Genomic DNA, 24,419 nt, shown 5'->3' on the forward strand with positions numbered 1-24,419 from the left:
CGTAGTCAGATCAGATTGCTGCGCGTAAGGAAGGAGATGTTTTTCAACTCGGAGTACACGTCCAGCGCCTCAACCCCTGGCTCTCGCGTGCCGTTGCCGGATGCGCCGAATCCGCCAAATGGCATGTGCGGTTCGCTGCCGAAGGTACCGAGGTTAATGTTGGCCACGCCGGCTCTTACCCGTTGAGCGAACCACATGGCCCGATCGACATTGCGGGTATGAATCGCCGCCGTGAGACCGTATTCGGTGGCGTTGGCGAGTGCCAGGGCATCCGCCAGGTCATCGACGGGATGCAGCGTGACGACCGGGCCGAATACTTCCTTGCAACTGAGTTCGGCCGAGGGCTGAAGCCCTTCGATGACGGTGGGCTGGATGTAATATCCATTGGCGAGTTCGGGGCTTGACGGTGCTGCGCCGCCGCACAGGATACGCCCACCTTCTGTCTTGGCGTAATCGATGGCCGCAAGGATTGCCTGCTGTTGACGTTTGTTGATGACCGGACCCAGGTCGCAGCTGGCGCTTACCCCAAGTTTCAGACTTTGTGCCTTGACCACCAACTTGTCGCGAAAGGCTTCGTATACCTCTCTGAATACAAGAATGCGGCTGCCTGCAGCACAACGCTGTCCAGCGTTGCTAAAGGCCGAAAGTGATGCCCAGTGGACCGCTTGATCAAGGTCGGCATCGTCACATACCACGAACGGATTCTTGCCGCCGAGTTCGAGCGATATGCGAGCCAGGCGCTTGCCAGCCACTTCTGCGATCCAGCGGCCGACGCCGGTGGATCCAGTAAAGCTGATCACTGCGACGCGGGGGTCTTCGACCAAGGCGGCGCCAGCCGGTTGTCCTCGTCCCTGAACAACGTTGAACACACCATCCGGCAGTCCCGCTTCCTTGGCTATCTTGCCAAACAGCAGGGCAATTTGCGGCGAATCCTCAGCCGCCTTCAACACCACGGTATTGCCACAAACCAAGGCCGGAAAAGTTTTCCAGGCGATATTCGCGATAGGTGTGTTGGCAGGAACAATCAGGCCGGCGATACCGCGCGGCTGCCTGACAGTATGGCTATATTTACCTGGCGTACCGGAGGTAAGAGAACGGCCGTAAAGGCGCATGCCTTCGCCGGCGAAGTATTCGGCCTGAAGAATGGCGCCTCCCACTTCACCCTTGGCATCCTGCGGGGGTTTTCCGGTTTCCACGGCGATGCACTCGCCAAGTTCGTCGGCGCGCCGTTTCATTCCCGCCACGATCTCCGCGAGAATCTGGCCACGCCGGACCGGGGTGAACTCGGACCAGGTCAGGAATGCTTCGCCTGCTGCCGCGATGGCACCTTGCACGTCGGCGGCTGACGAGTCGGCAACCCGGCATAGCAGTTCGCTATTGTGCGGGTTGAACTTGTCCAGCCATGCATCGTTCTCGGGCAGACTTTCGCAGCCATTAACCCAGTTAGGTACGCGAGGGGTGTTGTTGGTCATGGTCAAATCGCCGTCCAGCCGCCATCAATGACGAGATTTGCACCTGTCATGTAGCGAGATGCGGAACTGGCCAGGAAAAGCACCGCGCCGTTGTAGTCGTCGACGTTCGCCATATGCCCGACAGGTATGCGCCCGCAATAGACGTCAAGAAAAGCTTGTTCCTGGTTGTTGAATACGCCAGCGATGGTGAGCGTGTTCACCCGAACGTTTTTCTTGGCCCAATAGACAGCGAGATAGCGGGTGAGGTTGAGTATGCCGGACTTCGATGCGGAGTACGCGACGGGTTTGTAAAAGGTCTCGCCGCGCTGACGACGGTATTCATAAAGATTCTGGTCGGGCGATACCACCCCGTAAATCGAGGCGACATTGATAATTGAACCCTTGCCCGCCTTTGCCATGGCAGCGCCGAAGACCTGGCAGCAAAGATAGACACCTTTGAGGTTGACGTCGATCACTTTGTCCCATGAGGCTTCCGGATAGTCCTCGAATGGGCCATTCTCTTCCGGAGGCGCAGAAGGCGGGGAATCAATCGCAGCGTTGTTGATCAGGACGGTAGGCGTTCCGAACTTGCTGGCAATTTCAACCAGGGCTTGTTGCAGCGAAGCCTTGGCGGTGACGTCCGACGCACAAAAAAGGTAATTATCCGGGTATTGCCCAGCCAGTGATTCGCTTCCCGCCGACGGCCGGACATCCAGCCCAACAACGCGTGCGCCACGTTCAAGAAACGCCTTGGCGTACTCGCCGCCCAATTGGCCGGACACTCCAGTGATCAGGACGATGTTCTGGCCGACATCAAATAGTGAATCAGGGGTCATTGCTTAGAGTCCATTCTAACTGCCATTTCTGGCATGAAAAATCAGGTCGCACACTTCCCGTACCGCACCGAAACCACCGGGTTTTTCGGTGCGAAAAAGAACGTGAGGGTATACCTCAGGGTAAGCATCTGCAACTGCAACGGGAATGCCTATCGACTTGAAGGCGGGTATATCGTTGATGTCGTTGCCGACAAACATGGTTTGTTCTGGTGCAACTCCGAGTTCCCGGCAGGTTTCGAGAATAGCAGCGGCTTTGTCTTCTACGCCTTGCTTGCAAAGCATTTTCAATTTATTGGCCCGCGCCGTGACCACGGGGTTCGCTTCAGTCGAGATGATGAAGGATTGCACCCCGATATTACGCAACCGTGAAAGGCCCAATCCGTCACTGCGCCAACAGCGCACCGACTCGACGCCATCCTGCGTGACATAGACGGTATTGTCGGTGAAGACGCCATCGAAATCGAAGGCGATCAACTGAACAGAGGCGAGCAATTCCGGACTGATCATTTGTACAACTTTCCGGCTGTCAGCCTTCGAGATCTGCATAGTGAATTGGCTCGCCCTTTGCGATATGTCTCTTGGCAATGCTGCCAATCACTTGATTTGACTCGCGCACAGGAATGTATTGTGTGTTGAATATGCGCCCGGACAGGTTTTCCAGGGTGATTTTTTCTCCTGGTTGAATATCTGCATACGCAACCAATGATTTCCCTAATTTCTTGAAAACACGTTCATTGCCCAGATCATCCGCTGCCTTGGGCGGCATCATATGGCGGACGCGCTTGATGTCACGCACAAATTTTCGGAAACCATCTGGCTCAAGGGCGAAACTATGATCCGTCCCTTTCCAGGCTCGATTTAGCGTGACGTGCTTTTCGAATACCCGCGCACCTTTCAAATAAGCGACAGGACCTGACAGCGTCCCATTGAAATGGTCGGACGAACCGATGGTGCACCCCGGAAACTCCTTGAGCAGCACTTCAATAGTGTCCAGTCCAAGTCGGCTGTATTCACAGGGATATTCGGAAACGCAATGAAGTATGGCCACTTCATCGTGGTGATTGAGCAACACTTCGACGCTAGATCGAATCTGTTCGATCTTTCCGCCACCAACACTCATTACTACCGGCTTACCCGTGCTGGCGATGCGATGGATGAGCGGAAGATTTCCGAGATCAAATGAGGCGATCTTCAGAATGTCCACATCAATCTGCTGCAGCAATTCAAGGCTGGGCTCATCAAATGGCGTCGACATAAACTTAACGCCGTACTTGATGCAGTCCTCCTTCAGGATGGGCAGCCATTCCGGCTTAAGTTCAAGATGTTCGCGGTGTGCTCCGTAGGTCTCGGCGAACGCATTTTCGCTGGCGTAAGGCGCCTCATAGGCATCTTGCGAAAAAAGGTACTTGTTGTTCCGTGTCTGGAATTTGACGGCATCCGCACCTTCGAAGGCGAAGATGCGGATGAATTCTCTTGCCGTAGCCAAATCACCTTGGTGATTCTGGCCAACCTCGGCGATGACGAATGGCTCTTCACCTATATCTTCACGTCTGAACATTTGCTCCTCCTAACTAATTCTTCATCTGTTTGGCCGCACTCAGCGATGTTAATTCGCCTGGCAACAGGGGTGCCGAACTCGACGCCAAATCAGCAATTGAAACAGGCGAGTAGTGCTGTCTTGGTTGCCGGTATTCAGTTGTTTTCCTGAACGGCAGCAGCGACACGCCCGTAAACGTCTTCAAACCGAACAATGTCGTCCTCGCCGAGATATTCCCCACTCTGCACTTCGATCATGACAAGGTCGAGAATTCCGGGGTTTTCCAGGCGGTGCTTGTGGCCAGCGGGAATAAAGGTGGATTCGTTGGTGTTGACGAAGATCTCCTGCCCGCCATTGACCACCCTGGCCATGCCGCTTACCACAACCCAGTGCTCGCTGCGGTGGTGGTGCATCTGGAGCGAGAGTGCAGCACCCGGCTTGACGACGATGCGCTTGATTTTGAAACGGGGTCCATCTTCCAGCACCGTGTAGGTTCCCCACGGACGCGAGACGGTACGATGCAGTTTGTAGCTCTCGTGAGCCTGCAGCTTTAGCTGCTCCACTACTTTTTTCACGTCTTGAACGCGGTCGCGGTTCGCTACCAACAACGCATCCGGGGTATCGACAATAATCAGGTGCTCGAGACCAACAGCGGCGACCAGCCGGTTCTCGCTCTGGATATAGGTATTCTCGGTATCCACCAGAATCGCTTCGCCGACTACCCGGTTGCCCGCTTCGTCAGGGCGAACCAGATCGCTGACTGCGCCCCACGAACCGATATCGCTCCAGCTGAAATCGCCGGGAACCACGACGACGTTGTCCGACCGCTCCATGATGGCGTAATCGATGGAAATATCCGGCACATGGGCAAAAGTGGCCGAATCGATGTCTGTCATTCCGTCTTTGGGGCCAGACCTTTCTTGGGTCGCTTCCCAGCAGGCAAGGGCTGCCTGATGCAACAGGGGGGCATGGACCGCCAGTTCCTGGAGAATGACGCCGGCCTTGAAACAGAACATGCCGGAATTCCAGAGGTACCGCCCGGTGGCAAGGTATTCCCTGGCGACATCCTGCGTGGGCTTTTCCACAAAGCGCGAGACGCGGCGCACCGGGGAGGAGGGTTCGACCTCGTCCCCGCATTCTATATACCCAAATCCCGTTTCCGGCCCGGTGGGAACGATGCCGAATGTCGCCAGCGTCCCGCCTTTGGCCGAAAGACAGGCGGCATCCACTGCACTGGAAAATGAATCGAGATTATCGATCAGGTGATCCGCGGAAAGAACCAGCATAAGGGCATCCGGCCCGTGCTCCGCAGCAATCTTCATGGCGCCCAGCGCAATGGCGGGCGCCGTGTTGCGGCCTACCGGTTCGAGCAGAAAAGTCGGCCTGGCAGCGGTCTGGACTTCTGTGGCTTCGTACTCGTCCTTGGATTTGAAATAGTATTCGCGATTGGTGATCGTCAAAATCTCTCTCACGCCGGGCAGCCCAGCCGCTCGGAGAAAAGTCTTCTGCAGCAGGCTTTGGCCATCTGCCAGCTTCATGAAAGGCTTGGGGTGTGCCTCGCGCGAAACCGGCCAGAGCCGGGTGCCGGCACCGCCGGAGAGGATGACGGGGATCAGCATCACTTATTCGTGTTCTACTCGCCGCATGTCGGCATCCACCATCATGGTGATCAGGGTCTCCAGACTGGTGCTGGCTTCCCATCCCAGCTTGGCCTTGGCTTTGGCCGGATTACCAAGAAGGACCTCTACCTCTGCGGGACGGAAGAATTTGGGATCGATTGCCAGGTGGTCCTCATAATTCAGGCCCAAATGGGAAAACGCGATTTTGCACATATCACGCACAGTAGTGGTACGCCCGGTGGCAATGACGTAATCATCCGGCTGATCCTGTTGCAGCATCAGCCACATCGCCTCGACGTAATCGCCGGCGAAACCCCAATCGCGCTTGGAGTCGATATTGCCCAGGCGCAGCTCTTGCTGCTTGCCTTGCTTGATGCGCGCAGCCGCGTCGGTGACCTTGCGCGTCACGAACTCGATGCCGCGCAACGGGGATTCATGGTTGAACAAAATGCCGCTGCTACCATGGATATTGAAGCTTTCGCGGTAGTTGATGGTCATCCAGTGGCCATAGAGCTTTGCCACGCCATAAGGGCTGCGGGGATAGAATGGGGTTGTTTCATCCTGTTTCTCGGCCTGGATCAGGCCGAACATTTCGCTGGTGGATGCCTGGTAGAAACGTGCCTTGGGGTTGACGATACGGACGGCTTCCAGCATGTTCGTGACGGAAATCCCGGTCACCTGGGCCGTTAACAAAGGCTGTTCCCAGGATGTGGCAACAAAGCTCTGCGCACCCAGGTTATAAACTTCGCTGGCCTGGGACTTTTCCATCGCGCGGATCAGGGAAGACAGGTCAGTCAGGTCGCCGTTGATCAGCTCCACTTGCTGCTCGATTCCCAGTTCGCGCAAACGCCACAGTGTGTCCGTGCCGCGACGGGCAATCAGGCCATAAACGCCGTAACCCTTTTCCAGCAACAATTTCGCTAAATAAGCTCCGTCCTGGCCGGTCACGCCGGTGATTAATGCATTAGCCATGTTTCAGTTTGCCTTCCCAATAATTCAAATTATCCATAAGGGCCTGTTCCAACGGGATTTCCGGCTGCCAGCCTGAAGCGCCGCAGATTTTATCACATGAGCCATATACCCGCCTTTGCTCCGCCGGGCGGAAACGAGAGCCGTCCTGCCTGATGCTTGCCTGCACGCCGGCGAGCACCATTAATTGTTCCAAAATTTCTCGAATCGAGATTTCTTTGCCTGAGCAGACGTTATAAGCCTCCCCGCTTTTTCCCTCCGACAACAACAAGAGGTATGCCCTGACCACGTCGCGCACATCGGTGAAATCCCGGGTGACATCTATATCCCCAACCGTGATTTCCGCTTCGCGCCTGCCCAGCTTGATTTCCACGACCTGCCGGGCAAAATCCGAAACCGCGAAACGTTCGCTCTGACCCGGACCGATATGATTGAAGGGCCGCACCATGACGATATCCATCCCTTCCGTCTGACTCCATTGGTAGCACAGCGCTTCAGCCGCCACTTTGCTGACGGCGTAAGGGTTTCTCGGTTTGAGCGGGATATTTTCAGTGACCGGCAGGATTTCGGGGGCAACCAGGCCATACATATCGCCCGATCCCACATACAGCAGGCGACCCTTGAAACCATTCTTTTTCAGCCCCTGAAGCAAATGCAGGGTGCCAAAAAAGTTGATTTCATAAGTCTCGCGCGGATTGTTGAACGACTCCGGCACAAAGCTTTGCGCCGCCAGATGAATGACGAAGTCTGGCTTTGACTCTTTGCATGCTATTGCCACACTTTCAGCGTCGCGCAACTCCATGGATTGCGGGGGAAGCAGTTCCAGGCCATATGAATTATCTTTTGCCACAACAGCTTGCCGTATGAAACCACCAACAAACCCCGTCGCCCCCGTAACCATTAATCTTTTCATGACGAAAGTCTACCAAAGAGCCGTCAATCCAGCCAGTTACCCTTTTCTCATATGGGCGGTTCCCTGGCAGAGCGGGGCGCACTTTTACGCCATGCAGAGCTTTAGCGACTCATCCCAAAGAGGCAACGCGACGCCGAACGTTCTCGCCAGTTTGTCGCTGGCGAGCAGCGAGAATAACGGCCTTGGCGCTGGCAGGGGGTAATCGCTTGTGGGGATGGGCATGACTCGCGTACCCGCCTGTGCATTTTCCACAATAGCCTGGGTAAACCCGCACCAGGATGTGCGGCCCGCCGCCGTCAGGTTGTAAACACCAGTGAGGAGTGAGGGGTGAGGGGTGAGGGGTGAAACGCTTTGCGCGAGAATTTGCGCCGTCGCTTCCGCGATCATCCGGCTCCAGGTCGGGGCGCCGATCTGGTCGGCGACGATTTTCAGTTCTTCGCGTTCTTTCGCCAGGCGCAGGATGGTGAGCAGGAAGTTCTTGCCGCGCGCGCCGTACACCCAGCTGGTGCGCAGGATGAGATGAGGGATCCCCGCCGCCTGGACCGCCTGTTCGCCGGCCAGCTTGGTCTTTCCGTAGACGTTGAGCGGGCTGGGGATGTCTTCTTCCGTGTAGGGGCTGGTTTTGCGGCCGTCGAAGACGTAGTCGGTGGAATAGTGGATCATGGCGGCGCCCAATTTCTTGGCCTCTTCCGCCATGATGCCTGGCGCGATGCCATTGACCGCCATCGCCAGTTCCGGCTCGCTTTCGGCCTTGTCCACGGCGGTGTAGGCGGCGGGGTTGACGATGAGATCGGGCCTGACTTCACGAATCACCGCGCGAATCGAATCGGGATTGCCTAGATCCAGCACCTGCCGGTCCACCGCCACCACCTGCCCGAGCGGCCCCAGGGCGCGCTGCAGTTCCCAGCCGACCTGGCCGTTCTTGCCGGTGAGCAGGATTTTCAAGCGAACACCTCGGCGCGGCTGAGGGGAACGCCATCCCGATCCTTGGCCGACAGCGATGGCAATGCGCCATCCAGTGGCCAGGCGATGGCGAGATCCGGGTCGTTCCAGGCAACGCAGCGCTCATGCTCGGGCGCCCAGTAGTCGGTGGTCTTGTAGAGAAATTCCGCATAGTCGCTGAGCACCAGGAAGCCGTGCGCGAACCCGGGCGGAACCCACAGCATGCGCTTGTTTTCTGCCGATAGCTCAACGCCTTCCCACTTGCCGAAAGTGGATGAATTTTTGCGCAGGTCTACTGCCACATCGTACACGGCGCCGGCCACCACACGCACCAGCTTGCCCTGTGGCTGCTGGATCTGGTAGTGCAGACCGCGCAATACGTTCTTTGCCGAGCGGGAATGATTGTCCTGGACAAATTCAGCTTTTATCCCGGTCAGCTCGGTAAATTTCCGTGCATTGTAGCTTTCGAAGAAAAATCCGCGCTCATCGCCAAAAACCTTGGGCTCAAGGATCAGGACATCGGGAATGGCCGTTGCAACAACTTGCATCAGTACACCTCTTCGCGCAACACGTTCAGCAGATATTGGCCGTAGCCGTTTTTGGCCAGGGGAGCAGCCAGGTTTTCCAGTTGTTGCGCCGTAATATAGCCCATGCGGTAGGCGATTTCTTCGGGACAGGCGATTTTAAGGCCCTGCCGCTTTTCGATGGTTTCGATGAACAGCGAAGCTTCCAGCAGGGATTCGTGCGTACCGGTATCGAGCCAGGCCATGCCGCGCCCCATCACCACCACGTCAAGCTTGCCCTGTGCGAGGTAGGCCTTATTGACATCGGTTATTTCCAGTTCGCCGCGCGGCGAGGGCTTCATGTTGCGCGCGATTTCGACCACCTTGTTGTCGTAGAAATAGATGCCTGTGACGGCATAGCGCGATTTCGGCTGCAACGGCTTTTCCTCGATGCTGACGGCGTTGCGCTGCGCGTCGAACTCCACCACGCCATAACGCTCCGGGTCATTTACCGGGTAAGCGAATACGCTCGCACCTTGCGTTTTCTTCGCCGCCGCCTGCAGGTCCTCCGATAGTTCATGGCCGTAAAAGATGTTGTCGCCCAACACCAGGGCACAGGGGTCGTTGCCGATAAAATCCGCACCGATAATAAAGGCCTGGGCGATGCCCTCCGGTTCGGGCTGCACTGCATATGTAATGTTCAGTCCCCAGCGCTTCCCGTCGCCCAGCAACTGCTCGAAACGCGGCGTGTCCTGCGGGGTGGAGATGATCAGGATGTCGCGCACCCCAGCCAGCATCAGCGTGGACAAGGGATAGTAGATCATCGGCTTGTCGTATACCGGCAGCAGTTGCTTGGAAACCGCGAGGGTAACCGGGTGCAGGCGGGTGCCGGAACCGCCGGCGAGGATGATACCTTTTGTGTGGTGAGCAGTAAGTGGCGAGCTGTGAGCGGTCATGTGTTGGCCCCTTCCTTGACCTTCTTGTGTAATCCGGCAACGAGCTTACTTACCTTTTCAATCAGGCCCGCAAGGTCGGCATGACCCTCCTTGATAAACCCAAGTCTTTGTGCCAATTGATATTGTGTATCCAGTTCGCTCAGTGACCCCTTGGCAATGCTCAGGAAGTGTGCGAACTCTCTTGCGCCATCTCGAGCCGCTCCCTCGGCAAGATTGCTGGGGACAGATACCGACGCCCGGCGCATCTGCGAAACCAGGCCGAATTGTTCGCTTGCAGGAAAAGTAGCGGTAATCCGATAAACCCCCTCTACCAGATCCATCGCAGATTTCCAGGCTTGAAGCCTGGTGTGGGGTTTCCCGCTCACTGCTTGCCGATCACCGCTCACCATAATTTCTTCCCACCCACTCCCGGTACTCTCCGCTAGTCACATTCCTCACCCAGTCCTGATGCTCGAGGTACCAGCGCACTGTCTTGCGCATACCGGTTTCGAAGGTCTCCGCCGGCTTCCAGCCCAGTTCACGCTCGATCTTGCGCGCGTCGATGGCATAGCGGCGGTCGTGGCCGGGCCGGTCCTTGACGTAGGTAATGAGTGAAGCATAGGGTCGGCCATCGGCTGCGGGCCGCAGCTCGTCGAGAATGGCGCACACGGTATACACCACGTCGAGGTTGGTTTTCTCGTTCCAGCCGCCGACATTGTAGGTTTCGCCCAAGCGGCCCTGTTTCAGCACTTCGCGGATCGCCGTGCAGTGATCGCCGACATAGAGCCAGTCGCGGACGTTCAATCCGTCGCCATAAATCGGCAAGGGCTTGCCGTTCAAGGCGTTGAGGATGATCAGCGGGATCAGTTTCTCCGGGAATTGGTAAGCACCGTAGTTGTTGGAGCAATTGGTGGTCAGCACCGGCAGGCCGTAGGTATGGTGGTAGGCCCGCACCAGGTGGTCGGAAGCCGCCTTGGACGCTGAATATGGGCTGTTGGGCGCATACGGAGTGGTCTCGCTGAAGGGCGCATCATTCGGCCCCAGCGAGCCATACACTTCGTCGGTGGAAACGTGGAGGAAGCGGAAGCCGGCTTGTTCCGCTTGAGGCAATGCCTGCCAGTAAGCCCGCGCCTCTTCGAGCAGGCGGAAAGTGCCGTTGATGTTGGTTTCGATGAAATCGGCCGGGCCGTGAATGGAACGATCGACGTGGCTTTCGGCGGCGAAATGTACGATCGCACGCGGCTTGTGCTCGCGTAGCAGGCGGCCGACCAGTTCGCCATCGCATATGTCGCCCTGCACGAAAACATGGCGCGGGTCTCCTTGCAAGGCAGCCAGGTTCTCCAGATTACCGGCGTAAGTCAGCTTGTCGAGATTGACCACCGGCGTTTGCTCACCGGCAATCCAGTCGAGAATGAAGTTCGAGCCGATGAAGCCGGCTCCGCCAGTAACCAGGATCATTATTTTCCCCCGCAAAAATTACAGCTGATTATTTTAGCAGTCTTCTGCGCACCAGGACCAAAGCCAGGTAAAACCCGACACTGCCGTACGCGAGCAACATGGTCACATGCACCCCGATGCGCTGCGGCCACTCGCCTTGCACCAGCGGCCGCCCCAGTTCGATGGCATGGGTCAGCGGCAGCCAGTTCGCCGCGCTTTGCAAAAAGGCCGGCAGCTGCGCGACCGGGTAAAACACGCCGCACAGCAGCACCATGGGAGTAATTACCAAGGTGAAGTAGTACATGAAAAAGTCGTAGTTGGGCGAAAGCGCGTTCATCACCAGCGCCATGCCGGTGAAGCAGAAGCCGATCAGCACCAGCAGCGGGAGCGTCCACAGCAGCAGCCAGGAGTGCGACAGCCCGAGCGCCAGGATGATGACCAGGATCGCCACGCCGGAGAGCACGCTCTTGCTCGTCGCCCAAGCCAGTTCGGCGAGCATCACATCATCCAGTTCCAGAGGCGCGTTGAGCATCGCGTCCCAGGTTTTTTGCACGTGCATGCGCGAGAAGGCGGAGTACAGGCTCTCGAAGGTGGCGCTGTTCATGGTGCTGTAGCACAGCGTGCCGGCGGCGAGGAAGGTCATGTAGGGAACGCCCGCCACTTGCGGCAGCAGGCTGCCCAGGCCATAGCCTAGCCCCAGCATGTAGAACGCCGGGTCGGCCAGGTTGCCCAGGATCGAGGGGATCGCGAGCTTGCGCCATACCAGGAAATTGCGCCGCCAGATGGGGACGAAGCGCCAGCTAAGTTTTGGCAGGCTGTAATCAAAATTCGACATCAATCGCGCAAATCCCGGCCGGTGAGTTTCAGGAATACATCCTCCAGGTTCGCGGGACGATGCAGGTAGCGCAAGTGCGACTGTGCCTGCAACGCGGCAAGCAGGGCGTGCGGGTCGGCGCAATAGCAGAAGAGGGTTTCGCCCACCAGTTCCTGTCGCTCGCACAGCGCCTTGTAAACCGCCGTCCTGCCTCCCGTGTCCGGGTCGCCGTAGATTTCGACCACGTGCGGCTCGATATGCTGCGCGATCAAATCGCGCGGCGCGCCGGTGGTGATCGCCGCTCCCCGATCCATGATCAGCAGGCGGTCGCACAGGCGTTCCGCCTCTTCCATGAAATGGGTGGTGAGCAGGATGGTCTTGCCCTCCCCCAGCAAGCGCCGCAACCGCTGCCACATCATGTGGCGCGCCTGGGGATCGAGGCCGGTGGTCGGCTCGTCGAGGAAGATCACGTCGGGGTCGTTGACCAGGGCGCGCGCCAGGGTCAGGCGCCGCTTCATGCCGCCCGACAAGGTCTCGATCTTGGCATCCGCCCGCCCGGTGAGGTCGGCGAAGTCCAGCAATTCGGGGATGCGGGCCGCGACCGCAGCATCGCTGAGGCCGAAATAGCGGCCATACACCTGCAGGTTCTCCGCCACGCTGAAGTCCGGGTCGAGATTGTCCAGCTGCGGCACCACACCCACCTTGACGCGGGCCTGGCGCGCCTGATCCGGCACCGGCAAGCCAAGCAGGGAGATCGTCCCGCCATCGGGACGGGTCAGGCCGAGCAGCAGCCGCAAGGTGGTGGTTTTTCCCGCGCCGTTGGGCCCCAGCAGGCCGAAGCACTCGCCCGGCGCCAGCGCCAGGTCGAGACCCGCAACCACTTCTTTCGCATCGTAGCGCTTGCGCAGGCCCGTTGCGGAAAGAACCGCTTGCACGTTCAAATCTTGAGCCGCTCCACGACCTTGTTGCCGACCAGGTGGCTATCGACGATCTCGTCGATGTCGGCCTGGTCGACGTAGGTATACCAGACCGCTTCCGGGTAGACCACCAGCACCGGCCCTTCGCCGCAGCGGTCGAGGCAGCCGGCGCTGTTGATGCGCACCTTGCCCGGGCCGTTCAGGTCCAGCTTCTTGATCCGCCCCTTGGCGTAATCGCGCATCGCCTGGGCGTCGTGGTTGGCGCAGCAGGGCTGTCCGTCCTCACGCTGGTTGGTGCAGAAAAATACGTGCTTTTCGAAATAGCTCATGTCTGTTCTTTCATTTTAGTGCCGGGTATTTCGCGGCGTTGATCACCAGCTTGTCGCGCGCAGCATCGAGCAGGTCGATGCCGAGCATGTCGGCAAAACGGGTGAGGTAAATCAGGATGTCGGCGCACTCCTGGCGCACCGCTTCCAGCTTTTCGGGCGAAAGTTCCTGGCTCTGCTCGGGCGTGAGCCACTGGAACTGTTCCACCAGCTCCGCGGCCTCGACGATCAGGGCCATGGCGAGGTTTTTCGGGGTGTGAAACTGCTCCCAGTCGCGCGCCCTGGCAAATTGCCGCAGCTCGTCGCGCAAGGCTTCCAGTGAACGCTGTTCCATGCGTCATTCATCTCGGGGAAAATGTGTATCATAGCAGTCCTATGGCTAATTTTGACGTATTCAACGGAGATGCCGACGGCATTTGCGCCCTGCACCAGCTGCGGCTTGCAGAGCCGCGCGACAGCGTGCTCGTCACTGGCGTCAAACGCGATATCGCGCTGCTGAGAAATGTTTCGGCTACAGCCGGCGATCGGGTCACCGCACTCGACATCTCCCTCGACAAAAACCGTGATGCCCTGCTGTCCCTGCTGGCGCAAGGCGCGGAGGTCACTTACGTGGACCACCATTTCGCCGGGGACATTCCCGCGCATCCCGCGCTGCGCGCGGTGATCGACACGGCGCCCGGCACCTGCACCAGCCTGCTGGTGGACGGCATGCTGGCGGGGCGCTACCGCGCTTGGGCGGTGGCTGCGGCATTCGGCGACAATCAGGCCGAAAGCGCCTTGCGCGCCGCCGCACCCCTGAACCTGTCCGAAGTCCAGCTGACGGCACTGCGCGAACTGGGAGAATGCCTCAACTACAACGCCTATGGCGACAGCGTGGAGGATCTGCACTTTCATCCGGCCGAACTGTACCGGCAACTGCACGGCTATGCCGACCCGTTCCGCTTCATGTCCGAGGCCCCGGCGTTCGCCACGCTGAAGCGCGGTTACAACGCAGATATGGGCATGGTACATGCGCTCGTGCCGCCCTGGGTTTACCCTGGCGGCGCCGTCTACCTGCTCCCCAACCTGCCCTGGGCTCGGCGCGTCAGCGGCGTATTCGGCAACCACCTGGCGCAAATCGAAGCATCCCTCGCCCATGCCGTGCTGACGCATAAGCCCGACGGCGGCTATGTCGTCAGCGTGCGCGCCCCGCTCGACAATCCGGGCGGCGCGGACGAGCTGTGCCGCCAGTTCGAGAGCGGCGGCGGACGCAAGAGCGCCGCCGGCATCAACCACTTGCCGGAAAGCGAGGTAGAACGCTTCCTGGCGCTTTTCAGCAGCGCTTTTATGGGCGTGAGGCCGTCTTGCTTGAGCGAGCTGATTTCTCCCTATGGCGGTGAACTGGTCAATCTTATGGCCGAAGGCGCACGCCGCGACGCGCTGCTGCACGAAGCCGCCACCCTTCCCGCTCTCACCCTGAATCCACGCCAGCTGTGCGACCTGGAGCTGCTGCTCAACGGCGCGCTATCCCCGCTACGGGGCTATATGTGCCGCGCCGATTACCAGGGCGTGGTGACGGACATGCGGTTGGCCGACGGCAGCTTCTGGCCCATGCCCATCGTCCTCGACGTGACGGAAACGCTAGCGCCCGGCAGCCGTGTCGTGCTGCGCGACAGCGGCGGGAGCGCCCTCGCCGTGCTCACCGTGGACGAAAGCTGGCCAGCCGACAAAGTGCTGGAAGCGCGCCAGGTGTACGGTACCGACCTCGCCGACCATCCCGGCATGGCGTTTCTGCACAGCCTCGGCAGCCACTATGCGGGCGGCCTCGTGGAGGGACTGAACCTGCCGCACCGCGCCGATTTCACGGCCCTGCGCCTGTCTCCCGGTACGCTGCGCGAGCGTTTCGCGCGAGCAGGGCGCAGCCGCGTCGTGGCTTTTCAGCCGCACCACATCATGCACCGCGCCCAGTTCGAGTTCACCCGCCACTGCGCCGCGGAAAATGATGCCGGCCTGCTGATCCAGGCCTTTGCGGACGAGCTGCCTGAGCCGCAATATTTCACCCGCATGCGCTGTTATCAGGCCCTCCTGCCATATTACCCGGCCGGACTCGCCGAGCTTTCCCTGCTGCCCCTCGCTTCCCGCCCGGCGGGAGTGCGCGCAGTGCTGTGGCAGGCAATCGTGGCGCGCAATTACGGTTGCTCGCACTTCATTATCGGCGGAGACGCCGGTGCCGGCGAGATGCGGCGCGGCAGCGATGCTCTCGCGCCCGGCCAGATTCTGCCCCTGGCGGAGCACTTCGCGGCCATCGGCGTAGAAGCCATCGTTTTCCCGCGCATGGTCTATGCCCCCGACCTGGCACAGTACCTGCCGGAAGAATATCTCCCCGCCGGCCAGGCAAGCGCGGTGTTGTCTGCACAGGATTTACGCCAACGCCTCGACGATGGCCGTGAGGACATCCCGCACTGGGCGTCCTTTCCGGAAGTGGTGGCCGAACTGCACAAGCTGCGCCCAATGCGCATGCAGCGCGGCTTTACGGTGTTCTTTACCGGCCTCTCCGGTGCAGGTAAAACCACGCTCTCCCAAGCCCTCGATCTCAAGCTGATGGAACTGACCGGGCGACCGGTCACGCTGCTGGACGGAGACGTCGTGCGCACGCTGTTATCCAGCGGCTTGAGCTTCTCCAAGGCAGATCGCGATCTGAACATCCGCCGCATGGGTTTCATCGCCGGCGAAATCACGCGCCACGGCGGCATCACCATTTGCGCGCCCATCGCCCCCTATCGCGAAACCCGCCAGGCGGTGCGGGACATGATTTCAGAGTGGGGCGGTTTTTTTGAAGTGCATGTATCCACGTCGCTGGAAGTCTGCGAAGCGCGCGACCCGAAGGGACTTTATGCCAAGGCGCGGGCAGGCATCATCAAGGAGTTCACCGGCGTAAGCGATCCTTATGAAGCGCCGCACAATCCTGAAGTAAGCATTAACACTGGAGATGTCGGCGTGGAGGAGGCGGTGGCCCGGATCGTCCACACCCTGCAGGCGGCGGGTTACCTGGCGTAGCCGGGAAAAAGCGGACGGAGCACCCGCAGCGGCAAGTCTATTCCAGCAACAGTAAGGCCCAGGGCAGCCCCTGCACCAGCAGAATCAAGCCCAGCAGCACCACCAGCAACCAGAAACGGCGCTGCTCGCGGCGGTCGCGGTCTTCCAGGGCGGCATGCAGGCGCGTCACTTCGGCACCTTGATCGCGCGCCAGCGCGGCATGCGCCAGGCGCGGCAACTGTGGCAGGATGCCGGCCCAGTTGGGCGCTTCCACCTTGAGCATGCGGACCAGCCCGCGCCACCCGATCTGCTCCGACATCCAGCGCTCCAAATAAGGCTTGGCGGTCTGCCACAGGTCGAGATCGGGATCGAGCTCGCGCCCCAGCCCTTCGATATTCAACAGGGTTTTCTGCAGCAGCACCAGTTGCGGCTGGATTTCCACGTTGAAGCGGCGCGAGGCCTGGAACAGTCCGAGCAGCACGCGGCCGAAGGAAATCTCCTTGAGCGGACGGTCGAAAGCGGATTCGCATACCGCGCGTATCCCCGCCTCGAACTCGTCCACGCGGGTGTCCTTGGGCGCCCAGCCGGATTCGATATGGGCCTGGGCCACGCGCTTGTAGTCGCGGCGGAAAAAGGCGAGGAAATTCTGCGCCAGGTAGTTGCGGTCCACGTCGGTCAGGGTGCCCATGATGCCGAAATCGAGCGCGATATAACGCCCGTCCGGCGCCACCAGGATGTTGCCGGGATGCATGTCGGCATGGAAAAAACCGTCGCGGAATACCTGGGTGAAAAAGATTTCCACCCCGGCGCTGGCCAGCTTGGGGATATCGATGCCCTGCTCCCTGAGGCGCTCGATCTGGCTGATCGGCGTGCCGTCCATCCACTCCATCACCATCACTTCGGTGTGGCAGTAATCCCAGAACACCTCCGGCACCAGCAGCAGGTTGGAGCCCTCGAAATTGCGCCGCAACTGCGAGGCATTGGCGGCCTCGCGCATCAGGTCCAGTTCGTCGTGCAGGTGTTTTTCGAACTCCGCCACCACTTCGCGCGGCTTGAGACGCTTGCCGTCGGCCCACAGCGTTTCGATCAGCCCGCCGCCGACGTAGAGCAGGGAAATATCCTTGTCTATCAGCGGCGCAATGCCGGGACGCAAGATCTTCACCGCGGCCCGGCGCCCGTCCTTCAATACCGCGCGATGGACCTGGGCCACCGAAGCGGAAGCGATGGGGGTCTCATCGAATTCGGCAAACACCTCTTCCACCGGCTTGCCATATACCTTGCGCAGTATTTCCAGCGCCTGTGCAGTGGGAAACGGCGGCACGCGGTCCTGCAGCCCGGCCAGTTCGTCGGCGATATCGAGCGGAACCAGGTCGCGCCGGGTGGACAGCACCTGACCGAACTTGACGAAAATCGGCCCCAGGGCCTCCAGCGCAAGGCGCAGACGCACCGCCCGGGGTTCGTGCAGCGGACGCCAGAACAGGGCCGCCTTGGCGACCCAGCGCAAGGCGCGAACGCGCTCGTGGCCGAGGAAAAACTCCTCCAGGCCGAAGCGGAACACCACGTGCAGAATCTTGATCAGGCGCAGGATGCGCATGTTATGAACCCGCACGCGGCATCAGGCGCTCCACCCGTTTTTCAAGCCGCGCCGCCGCATCGCGCAGGGCGTCGATCTCGCGGATGAAACTTTCAATGTCCGGCCTTTTTGCCAACAGCGGTTGCTCCTCGGTCCAGTATTCCGTCAGGTTGGCGGCGAAGTTTTCCGCCGCCTGCTGCGCCAGCGACAACAATCCCGACCCGCTCCGGGCCATGCGGTGACCCACGACGTCACCGAAAATCTTGCTCAAATCCTCTTCCGCATCCCAGCGCAAATTCTGCATCACGTTGCCGAAATCCACGGCCAGGCCGGAATCGCCCGCAGTATGCACTAACTCCTGCGGCAAGGGGCGCGAGGACAACACATGGAGCAGTGCGAGGGGAGAAACGCCCAAAGAAGCGTCGGGTTCGCAACCGGGCTGCGCGGCGGAAATCATGCCATCGCCTTCAACGGCAAGCAGCAACAGCAGGGGCGGCAGGTTGACGCGGAGGGTCTTGCCGGCATGGCGCTGCAAACGCTCGCGCGACCAGGGCTGAGTCTGCAGCAGATGGTTGAAGGTCGCGGCGAAGGCTTGTGCGGTCAACGGCAGACGCGGTTCGGACTGCTCCATGCTCAGAGCTTGAAGCCCTTGTGCAAGGCCACCACGCCGCCGGTGAGATTGAAATACTCCACCCGTTCCAGGCCGGCGTCTTCCATCATCTGCTTGAGCGTTTCCTGGTCGGGATGCATGCGGATGGATTCTGCCAGGTAGCGATAGCTCGCTTCGTCGTTGGCGATCAGCTTGCCCATGACCGGCAGCAGCTTGAAGGAATAGAGGTCGTACAGGGGGCGCAGCGGCGCGGCGACCTTGGAAAACTCCAGCACCAGCACCCGTCCGCCGGGCTTGATGACGCGGTACATTTCCTTCAGCGCCGCGTCCTTGTGGGTCATGTTGCGCAGGCCGAAAGCCACGGTGACGCAATCGAAGTAGTTGCTCGGGAAGGGCAATTTCTCGCCGTCGCACTGCGCTGCGGTGGGGTTGTACCCCGCGTCCAGCAGCCGGTCGCGGCCGACGGTGAGCATGGAACTGTTGATGTCGGTGAGTATGACCTGTCCGGTCGGGCCGACTTTCTTGGCGAACTGCAGCGACAAGTCGGCGCTGCCGCCGGCCACGTCGAGCACCTTGCCGCCGGTGCGCACGCCGCTTTGCTCGATGGCGAATATTTTCCACAAGCGATGCAGGCCGCCGGACATGACGTCATTCATCAGGTCGTAGCGGCTGGCCACGGAGTGGAAGACCTCCGCGACCTTGCTCGCCTTTTCTTCCTCGGCGACGGTCGCGAAGCCGAAGTGCGTGGTTTTATCGCTCATATTTCGCTCTTAAACATAAAACTCGCATAGCGAGCCTTCGTCCCCCTCTCCCGCAAGCGGGGGAGGGCCGGGGTGGGGGAAGCGGTCATGGTGAGCTTCATCATTCGGGGTTGCACGTATGCCATGACCGCTGGATTATTTGCTGCCGCAACCGCCGGAGCCGCCAGAACCGCAGCCACCCGAGCCGCAGCCGCCGGATTTCTTGGCGATGGCTTCGTGCACCAGGGATTCGCGGCTGGCGCCGGCTTCCTGCATACGGGCCAGGTAGCTTTGCCACAGGGCGTCGTGATTCACACCCAGGTCATAGAGATAGTCCCAGGAATAGATCCCGGTGTCGTGCTCGTCGGAAAAGCGCAACACCACGGCGTAATTGCCGACCGGCTCGATGGCGGTAATTTCGACTTCCTTCTTGCCGACCTGCAGGGTTTCCTGTCCGACACCATGACCGCGCACCTCGGCGGAAGGCGAGTAGACACGCAGGAACTCGCAAGACAGGCGGAAAACCTTGCCGTCGGCGAAAGCAATTTCCAGTTCACGGGATTTCTGGTGCAACTTGATTTCGGTAGGGCGAGGGGTGTTTTGATCTAAGCCGCTCATTTAAACATTCCTTTACATTGGGGTGAATCATAACCGAGAACCGGTGCCGCGCCAATCATGCGGGGGCGCCCGGAGGCGTCATTCCTAGATGGGTCTGGCCGCCGCAATTTCCAGAAGCATCGCGAACTTATTGATGGCGGAGGCAGTTCTGGGTAGAATCGAGAACTTTTCTCTTGAGTTTTTGGGGTAGGTTTGGCAATGGACAGACAAGCTTGGTTGGACGGCACGCTCTACCGTCCGCATTTCGAGCAGGATAGCTGCGGTTTCGGCCTGATGGCCAACATGGATGACAAGCCTTCGCACTGGCTGGTCCAGACCGCGATCGACTCCCTCGCCTGTCTGACCCATCGCGGCGCGGTCGCCGCCGACGGCAAATCGGGCGACGGCTGCGGCCTGCTGTTCAAGAAACCGGACAGTTTCCTGCGCGCAGTCGCGGCCGAAAACGGCTTCGCCCTCGGCAAGCTTTACGCTGCCGCGCTGGCTTTCCTCAACCGCGATGAAAAACTGGCAGAAATCGCGCGCACCGCGCTGAATACCGAATTCGCCGCCCAGGGCCTGTCCGTGGCCGGTTTCCGCAAAGTGCCCACCGACAACGGCGCGCTCGGCAAGTACGCGCTGGAAACGCTGCCCGCGATCGAGCAGATTTTCGTCAACGCGCCCGACGGGATGGACGAAGCCGCTTTCGAACGCAAGCTGTACATCGCCCGCCGCCGCGCCGAAAAAGCGCTGGCCGACGACAAGACTTTCTACCTGCCCACCCTGTCGTCCAAGGTCATGTCTTATAAAGGTCTGGTAACGCCCGCCAACCTGCCGGTGTTCTACCTCGATCTCAAGGATGAGCGCTTCGCCTCATCGCTGGCGGTCTACCACCAGCGCTTCTCCACCAACACCTGGCCGGAATGGCGCCTGGCGCAGCCGTTCCGCTACCTCGCGCACAACGGCGAAATCAACACCCTGCAGGGCAACCGCAGCTGGTCGCGCGCGCGCGAAAAAACCTTCGTCTCCGAACATCTGCCCAACATGGACGACGTGCGCCCCATCGTGTCCATGAACGGCTCGGATTCCTTCAGCATGGACAACATGCTGGAAGGCTTGGTGATGGGCGGCGTCAGCCTGTTCCGCGCGCTGCGCCTGATGGTACCGCCGGCCTGGCAGAACGTGCAGACCATGGACCCGGACCTGCGCGCCTTCTACGAATACAACTCGATGCACATGGAGCCGTGGGACGGCCCGGCCGGCATGGTGCTCACCGACGGGCGCTACGGCGTATGCGCACTGGACCGCAACGGCCTGCGCCCGGCGCGCTTCGTGGTGACCAAGGACCGCCACTTCACCATCGCCTCGGAAATCGGCGTGTGGCCTTACCAGCCGCAGGACGTGGTGCAGAAAGGCCGCGTCAAGCCGGGCCAGATGATCGCGGTGGACCTGCAGGAAGGCAAACTGCTGCTGTCCGACGACATCGACAGCCAGCTCAAGGGAGCCCATCCCTACCGCAACTGGCTGAAGGAAAACGCCATTCACCTCGAAACCGGCATCGACGAGGACAACGGCCTGCAAGTGCTGGACGCCGACGCCGCGCTGGTGGCGCAGAAGCTGTTCAACGTCACTTTCGAGGAACGTGACCAGGTGCTGCGCGTGCTGGCCGAGGAAGGCCAGGAGGCCATCGGCTCGATGGGCGACGACACCCCGATGGCGGTGTTGAGCCAGAAAGTCCGCTCGCCTTTCGACTTCCTGCGCCAGCAGTTCGCCCAGGTGACCAACCCGCCGATCGACCCGATCCGCGAGGCCGTGGTGATGTCGCTCAACACCTGCTTCGGTCCGGAGCGTAACCTGTTCCGGGAAACGCCGGCCCACGCCAAGCGTCTGGAAGTCGGCTCCCCGGTGCTGTCGCATGAGAAATTCGCCAAGCTCACTTCCCTGACCGAGCCGGAATACCGCAGCGTCACGCTGGATCTCAACTACGATCCGGCCAGGACCGACCTCAAGGCCGCGCTGCAAGCGCTTGCCGGGCAGGCGGTCGAAGCCGTGAAGAACGGCAAGGTGATCGTGGTGCTGTCCGACCGCAACATCGCCAAGGATAAATTGCCGATCCACGCCCTGTTCTCCGTGGGCTGCGTGCACCACGCCCTGATCGACGCCGGCCTGCGCTGCAACTCCAACATCATCGTCGACACCGGCAGCGCGCGCGACCCGCACCACATCGCCTGCCTGATCGGCTACGGCGCTACGGCGGTGTTCCCCTACATCGCCTACCAGGCCATCAACGAGATGATCCGCGACGGCGAGATCAAGGGCAACACGCTCAACGAGGCGCTGTACAAGTACCGCAAGGGCATCAACAAGGGGTTGCTGAAAATCCTCTCCAAGATGGGTATCTCCACCGTTGCCAGCTATCGCGGTTCGCAATTGTTCGAAGCCGTGGGCCTGGGCGAGGAAGTCATCGACCTGTGCCTGCCCGGCACGGTCAGCCGCATCAAGGGCGCCGGATTCGAGGATTTCGAGTCCGACCAGAAGACACTGGTGAAATTCGCCTATAACACCATGGAACCCCTGTCCCACGGCGGTTTGCTCAAGTTCGTGTTCGGCGGCGAATACCACGCCTACAACCCGGACGTGGTGATGGAGCTGCAACAGGCGGTGCAGAAGACCGATTTCGCCGCCTACCAGCGCTTCGCCGCGCTGGTCAACGAGCGCCCGGTGGCAATGCTGCGCGACCTGATGAAGCTCAGGCTCGACGCCAATCCCATTTCGGTCGACGAAGTGGAGCCGCTTGAGGCCATCCTCAAGCGCTTCGACTCCGCAGCCATGAGCCTGGGCGCGCTGTCGCCGGAAGCGCACGAAGCGCTGGCGGAAGGCATGAACCGCCTCGGCGGCCGCTCCAACTCGGGCGAAGGCGGCGAAGACCCGGCGCGCTACGGCACCGTTAAGATGTCCAAGATCAAGCAGGTGGCCTCGGGCCGTTTCGGCGTCACGCCGCATTACCTGGTCAACGCCGAAGTGCTGCAGATCAAGGTGGCGCAGGGTGCCAAGCCGGGCGAAGGCGGCCAGTTGCCGGGCGACAAGGTATCGCCGATGATCGCCAAGCTGCGCTGCTCCAAGCCCGGTATTTCGCTGATTTCGCCGCCGCCGCACCACGACATCTACTCCATCGAGGACCTGGCGCAGCTGATCTTCGACCTCAAGCAGGTCAACCCGCAGGCGCTGGTGTCGGTCAAACTGGTGGCTGAGCCGGGCGTGGGCACCATCGCTGCCGGCGTGGCCAAGGCCTACGCCGACCTGATCACCATCTCGGGCTACGACGGCGGCACCGGTGCCAGCCCCATCGCCTCGGTCAAGTACGCCGGCACGCCATGGGAGCTGGGCATCACCGAGGCACAACAGGTGCTCCGCGCCAACGGCCTGCGCTCGCGCGTGCGGCTGCAGACAGACGGCGGCCTGAAGACCGGCCTGGACGTGATCAAGGCCGCCATCATGGGCGCCGAATCGTTCGGCTTCGGCACCGCGCCGATGATCGCGCTGGGCTGCAAATACCTGCGCATCTGCCATCTCAACAACTGCGCCACCGGCGTGGCCACCCAGAACGAGCGCCTGCGCAAGGAATACTTCATCGGCCTGCCGGAAATGGTGATGAACTATTTCACCTTCGTCGCCCAGGAAACCCGCGAGCTGATGGCACGCCTCGGCGTGCGCACCATGAACGAGCTGATCGGCCGCATGGACCTGCTGGAAGTATTGCCGGGCGAATCCGCTCGACAGCAGAAGCTGGATATCGGCGTGCTGCTGGACCAGGGCAGCATTCCCGACAGCGAGCCGCGCTACTGCACCGAGGCCACCAACCCGTCCTTCGATAAGGGCGAGCTGGCGGAACAGATGGTGGTCGACGCGATTGCCGCGATCAAGGCGAAACAGCCGCTGGAACTGTCCTACGCGGTGCACAACACCAACCGCTCCATCGGCGCGCGCCTGTCGGGCGAGATCGCCCGCGCGCACGGCGCGGAAGGCCTGCCCGACAACTGCCTGACCCTGAACCTCAGCGGCAGCGCCGGCCAGAGCTTCGGCGTGTGGAACCACAAGGGCCTCACCCTGAAGCTCGAAGGCGACGCCAACGACTACGTGGGCAAGGGCATGGCCGGCGGGCGTATCGTGATCCATCCGCCCAAGGACTCGGCTTTCAAGGCTCTCGATACCACCATTATCGGCAACACCTGTCTCTACGGCGCCACCGGCGGCAAGCTCAACGCCGCCGGCATGGCCGGCGAGCGCTTCGCGGTGCGCAATTCCGGCGCCGTGGCGATGGTGGAAGGCGCCGGCGACCACTGCTGCGAATACATGACAGGCGGCATCATTGTCGTGCTCGGTGACACCGGCCTCAATTTCGGCGCCGGCATGACCGGCGGCTTCGCCATGGTGTACGACGCACATAACCAGTTCGCCAACCGCTACAACAACGAGCTGGTGGACATCAACCGCATCAACACCGAATCCACTGAACAATACCGCCACTTCCTGCGCGCAAGCCTGGAAGAACACATCCGCCTCACCGGCAGCGAACAGGCAAGCGATCTGCTCGCCCGTTTCGACGAAGTGATCGGCAAGTTCTGGCTGGTAAAACCGAAAGCGCTGCACCTCGACAGCCTGTTGAAAAGCTGAGCGAGCAAGGAATG

The 24,419-nt window shown here is 60.5% G+C and carries 22 protein-coding genes; 2 read left to right on the forward strand and 20 right to left on the reverse strand.

All coding sequences use genetic code 11. From position 1 onward, the window contains the following. Positions 1-5: 5 nt before the first annotated feature. The 16 genes from SKTS_RS18395 to SKTS_RS18470 form a co-directional block, all read right to left on the reverse strand. Entirely contained in the window at positions 6-1,472 is a 1,467-nt protein-coding gene (locus SKTS_RS18395; RefSeq protein ID WP_173068594.1) for an aldehyde dehydrogenase family protein, read from the reverse strand. Positions 1,473-1,474: 2 nt separating this feature from the next. Beyond that, positions 1,475-2,287 carry an SDR family oxidoreductase gene (locus SKTS_RS18400; RefSeq protein ID WP_173068597.1) on the reverse strand — a complete coding sequence of 271 codons (813 nt, stop codon included), beginning with the start codon at positions 2,285-2,287 and terminating at the stop codon, positions 1,475-1,477. A gap of 15 nt (positions 2,288-2,302) precedes the next feature. Then, positions 2,303-2,794, reverse strand: a complete 492-nt coding sequence (locus SKTS_RS18405; protein WP_173068600.1) for a KdsC family phosphatase — start codon at positions 2,792-2,794, stop codon at positions 2,303-2,305. Between the two features lie 19 nt (positions 2,795-2,813). Further along, complete coding sequence (locus SKTS_RS18410) at positions 2,814-3,845, reverse strand: N-acetylneuraminate synthase family protein (RefSeq protein WP_173068603.1); 1,032 nt, start codon at positions 3,843-3,845, stop codon at positions 2,814-2,816. Positions 3,846-3,979: 134 nt separating this feature from the next. Beyond that, positions 3,980-5,443, reverse strand: a complete 1,464-nt coding sequence (locus SKTS_RS18415) for a mannose-1-phosphate guanylyltransferase/mannose-6-phosphate isomerase (protein WP_173068606.1) — start codon at positions 5,441-5,443, stop codon at positions 3,980-3,982. 3 nt (positions 5,444-5,446) lie between these two features. Further along, positions 5,447-6,415 (reverse strand): GDP-mannose 4,6-dehydratase, encoded by a 969-nt coding sequence (locus SKTS_RS18420; RefSeq protein ID WP_173068609.1) that lies wholly within the window; start codon positions 6,413-6,415, stop codon positions 5,447-5,449. Then, positions 6,408-7,325, reverse strand: a complete 918-nt coding sequence (locus SKTS_RS18425; RefSeq protein WP_173068611.1) for a GDP-mannose 4,6-dehydratase — start codon at positions 7,323-7,325, stop codon at positions 6,408-6,410. The genes SKTS_RS18420 and SKTS_RS18425 overlap by 8 nt, the downstream gene beginning before the upstream one ends. Positions 7,326-7,409: 84 nt before the next feature. Next, positions 7,410-8,270, reverse strand: a complete 861-nt coding sequence (gene rfbD, locus SKTS_RS18430; RefSeq protein ID WP_173068613.1) for a dTDP-4-dehydrorhamnose reductase — start codon at positions 8,268-8,270, stop codon at positions 7,410-7,412. Continuing rightward, positions 8,267-8,815 carry a dTDP-4-dehydrorhamnose 3,5-epimerase gene (rfbC, locus tag SKTS_RS18435; protein WP_173068615.1) on the reverse strand — a complete coding sequence of 183 codons (549 nt, stop codon included), beginning with the start codon at positions 8,813-8,815 and terminating at the stop codon, positions 8,267-8,269. Before rfbC ends, rfbD begins: the two co-directional genes overlap by 4 nt. Beyond that, the gene (rfbA, locus tag SKTS_RS18440) at positions 8,815-9,726 is read right to left on the reverse strand and encodes a glucose-1-phosphate thymidylyltransferase RfbA (RefSeq protein WP_173068617.1); all 912 of its coding nucleotides are present in this window, start codon (positions 9,724-9,726) and stop codon (positions 8,815-8,817) included. Before rfbA ends, rfbC begins: the two co-directional genes overlap by 1 nt. Further along, positions 9,723-10,115 carry a four helix bundle protein gene (locus SKTS_RS18445; RefSeq protein WP_173068619.1) on the reverse strand — a complete coding sequence of 131 codons (393 nt, stop codon included), beginning with the start codon at positions 10,113-10,115 and terminating at the stop codon, positions 9,723-9,725. Before SKTS_RS18445 ends, rfbA begins: the two co-directional genes overlap by 4 nt. Further along, a complete protein-coding gene (gene rfbB, locus SKTS_RS18450) occupies positions 10,102-11,163 on the reverse strand; it encodes a dTDP-glucose 4,6-dehydratase (RefSeq protein ID WP_173068621.1) in 1,062 nt (353 codons plus the stop codon). Before rfbB ends, SKTS_RS18445 begins: the two co-directional genes overlap by 14 nt. A 28-nt stretch (positions 11,164-11,191) precedes the next feature. Then, positions 11,192-11,977 (reverse strand): ABC transporter permease, encoded by a 786-nt coding sequence (locus SKTS_RS18455; protein WP_173068623.1) that lies wholly within the window; start codon positions 11,975-11,977, stop codon positions 11,192-11,194. Next, a complete protein-coding gene (locus SKTS_RS18460) occupies positions 11,977-12,891 on the reverse strand; it encodes an ATP-binding cassette domain-containing protein (protein ID WP_173068625.1) in 915 nt (304 codons plus the stop codon). Before SKTS_RS18460 ends, SKTS_RS18455 begins: the two co-directional genes overlap by 1 nt. A gap of 2 nt (positions 12,892-12,893) precedes the next feature. Continuing rightward, the gene (locus tag SKTS_RS18465) at positions 12,894-13,202 is read right to left on the reverse strand and encodes a (2Fe-2S) ferredoxin domain-containing protein (RefSeq protein ID WP_173068627.1); all 309 of its coding nucleotides are present in this window, start codon (positions 13,200-13,202) and stop codon (positions 12,894-12,896) included. A 10-nt stretch (positions 13,203-13,212) separates the two neighbouring features. Further along, on the reverse strand, positions 13,213-13,533 hold the full coding sequence (locus tag SKTS_RS18470) for a nucleotide pyrophosphohydrolase (RefSeq protein ID WP_173068629.1): 321 nt from the start codon (positions 13,531-13,533) through the stop codon (positions 13,213-13,215). Positions 13,534-13,574: 41 nt separating this feature from the next. Between SKTS_RS18470 and SKTS_RS19170 the strand changes: the two genes are divergently transcribed. Further along, the gene (locus SKTS_RS19170; RefSeq protein WP_342342997.1) at positions 13,575-16,235 is read left to right on the forward strand and encodes a bifunctional sulfate adenylyltransferase/adenylylsulfate kinase; all 2,661 of its coding nucleotides are present in this window, start codon (positions 13,575-13,577) and stop codon (positions 16,233-16,235) included. A 37-nt stretch (positions 16,236-16,272) separates the two neighbouring features. Here the strand turns inward: SKTS_RS19170 and ubiB are convergent, their stop codons facing one another. The 4 genes from ubiB to SKTS_RS18500 all read right to left on the reverse strand — a co-directional run bounded on the left by ubiB (position 16,273) and on the right by SKTS_RS18500 (position 19,755). Further along, positions 16,273-17,808 (reverse strand): ubiquinone biosynthesis regulatory protein kinase UbiB, encoded by a 1,536-nt coding sequence (gene ubiB / locus SKTS_RS18485; protein ID WP_173068631.1) that lies wholly within the window; start codon positions 17,806-17,808, stop codon positions 16,273-16,275. Between the two features lies 1 nt (position 17,809). Next, positions 17,810-18,418 carry a ubiquinone biosynthesis accessory factor UbiJ gene (locus SKTS_RS18490; protein ID WP_173068633.1) on the reverse strand — a complete coding sequence of 203 codons (609 nt, stop codon included), beginning with the start codon at positions 18,416-18,418 and terminating at the stop codon, positions 17,810-17,812. 2 nt (positions 18,419-18,420) lie between these two features. Then, entirely contained in the window at positions 18,421-19,158 is a 738-nt protein-coding gene (gene ubiE, locus SKTS_RS18495) for a bifunctional demethylmenaquinone methyltransferase/2-methoxy-6-polyprenyl-1,4-benzoquinol methylase UbiE (RefSeq protein ID WP_173068635.1), read from the reverse strand. 135 nt (positions 19,159-19,293) lie between these two features. Beyond that, the gene (locus SKTS_RS18500) at positions 19,294-19,755 is read right to left on the reverse strand and encodes a gamma-butyrobetaine hydroxylase family protein (protein ID WP_173068637.1); all 462 of its coding nucleotides are present in this window, start codon (positions 19,753-19,755) and stop codon (positions 19,294-19,296) included. Between the two features lie 198 nt (positions 19,756-19,953). On the opposite strand from SKTS_RS18500, the gene gltB reads away from it, so the two are divergent. After that, positions 19,954-24,405 (forward strand): glutamate synthase large subunit, encoded by a 4,452-nt coding sequence (gltB, locus tag SKTS_RS18505; RefSeq protein WP_173068639.1) that lies wholly within the window; start codon positions 19,954-19,956, stop codon positions 24,403-24,405. Positions 24,406-24,419: the final 14 nt, after the last annotated feature.

It is taken from the genome of Sulfurimicrobium lacus, from assembly GCF_011764585.1.
Classification (GTDB): domain Bacteria; phylum Pseudomonadota; class Gammaproteobacteria; order Burkholderiales; family Sulfuricellaceae; genus Sulfurimicrobium; species Sulfurimicrobium lacus.

Bases quoted from the DNA above. Each gene is read 5' to 3' on its own strand.
- gltB (WP_173068639.1), top strand. From the start codon at position 19,954: ATGGACAGACAAGCTTGGTTGGACGGCACGCTCTACCGTCCGCATTTC.
- SKTS_RS18420 (WP_173068609.1), bottom strand. From the start codon at position 6,415: ATGGCTAATGCATTAATCACCGGCGTGACCGGCCAGGACGGAGCTTAT.
- SKTS_RS18405 (WP_173068600.1), bottom strand. From the start codon at position 2,794: ATGATCAGTCCGGAATTGCTCGCCTCTGTTCAGTTGATCGCCTTCGAT.
- SKTS_RS18445 (WP_173068619.1), bottom strand. From the start codon at position 10,115: ATGGTGAGCGGTGATCGGCAAGCAGTGAGCGGGAAACCCCACACCAGG.
- SKTS_RS18490 (WP_173068633.1), bottom strand. From the start codon at position 18,418: ATGGAGCAGTCCGAACCGCGTCTGCCGTTGACCGCACAAGCCTTCGCC.
- ubiB (WP_173068631.1), bottom strand. From the start codon at position 17,808: ATGCGCATCCTGCGCCTGATCAAGATTCTGCACGTGGTGTTCCGCTTC.
- SKTS_RS18470 (WP_173068629.1), bottom strand. From the start codon at position 13,533: ATGGAACAGCGTTCACTGGAAGCCTTGCGCGACGAGCTGCGGCAATTT.
- SKTS_RS18395 (WP_173068594.1), bottom strand. From the start codon at position 1,472: ATGACCAACAACACCCCTCGCGTACCTAACTGGGTTAATGGCTGCGAA.
- SKTS_RS18425 (WP_173068611.1), bottom strand. From the start codon at position 7,325: ATGAAAAGATTAATGGTTACGGGGGCGACGGGGTTTGTTGGTGGTTTC.
- SKTS_RS19170 (WP_342342997.1), top strand. From the start codon at position 13,575: ATGGCTAATTTTGACGTATTCAACGGAGATGCCGACGGCATTTGCGCC.
- SKTS_RS18465 (WP_173068627.1), bottom strand. From the start codon at position 13,202: ATGAGCTATTTCGAAAAGCACGTATTTTTCTGCACCAACCAGCGTGAG.
- rfbB (WP_173068621.1), bottom strand. From the start codon at position 11,163: ATGATCCTGGTTACTGGCGGAGCCGGCTTCATCGGCTCGAACTTCATT.
- rfbC (WP_173068615.1), bottom strand. From the start codon at position 8,815: ATGCAAGTTGTTGCAACGGCCATTCCCGATGTCCTGATCCTTGAGCCC.
- SKTS_RS18455 (WP_173068623.1), bottom strand. From the start codon at position 11,977: ATGTCGAATTTTGATTACAGCCTGCCAAAACTTAGCTGGCGCTTCGTC.
- SKTS_RS18410 (WP_173068603.1), bottom strand. From the start codon at position 3,845: ATGTTCAGACGTGAAGATATAGGTGAAGAGCCATTCGTCATCGCCGAG.
- rfbA (WP_173068617.1), bottom strand. From the start codon at position 9,726: ATGACCGCTCACAGCTCGCCACTTACTGCTCACCACACAAAAGGTATC.
- SKTS_RS18400 (WP_173068597.1), bottom strand. From the start codon at position 2,287: ATGACCCCTGATTCACTATTTGATGTCGGCCAGAACATCGTCCTGATC.
- SKTS_RS18415 (WP_173068606.1), bottom strand. From the start codon at position 5,443: ATGCTGATCCCCGTCATCCTCTCCGGCGGTGCCGGCACCCGGCTCTGG.
- SKTS_RS18500 (WP_173068637.1), bottom strand. From the start codon at position 19,755: ATGAGCGGCTTAGATCAAAACACCCCTCGCCCTACCGAAATCAAGTTG.
- ubiE (WP_173068635.1), bottom strand. From the start codon at position 19,158: ATGAGCGATAAAACCACGCACTTCGGCTTCGCGACCGTCGCCGAGGAA.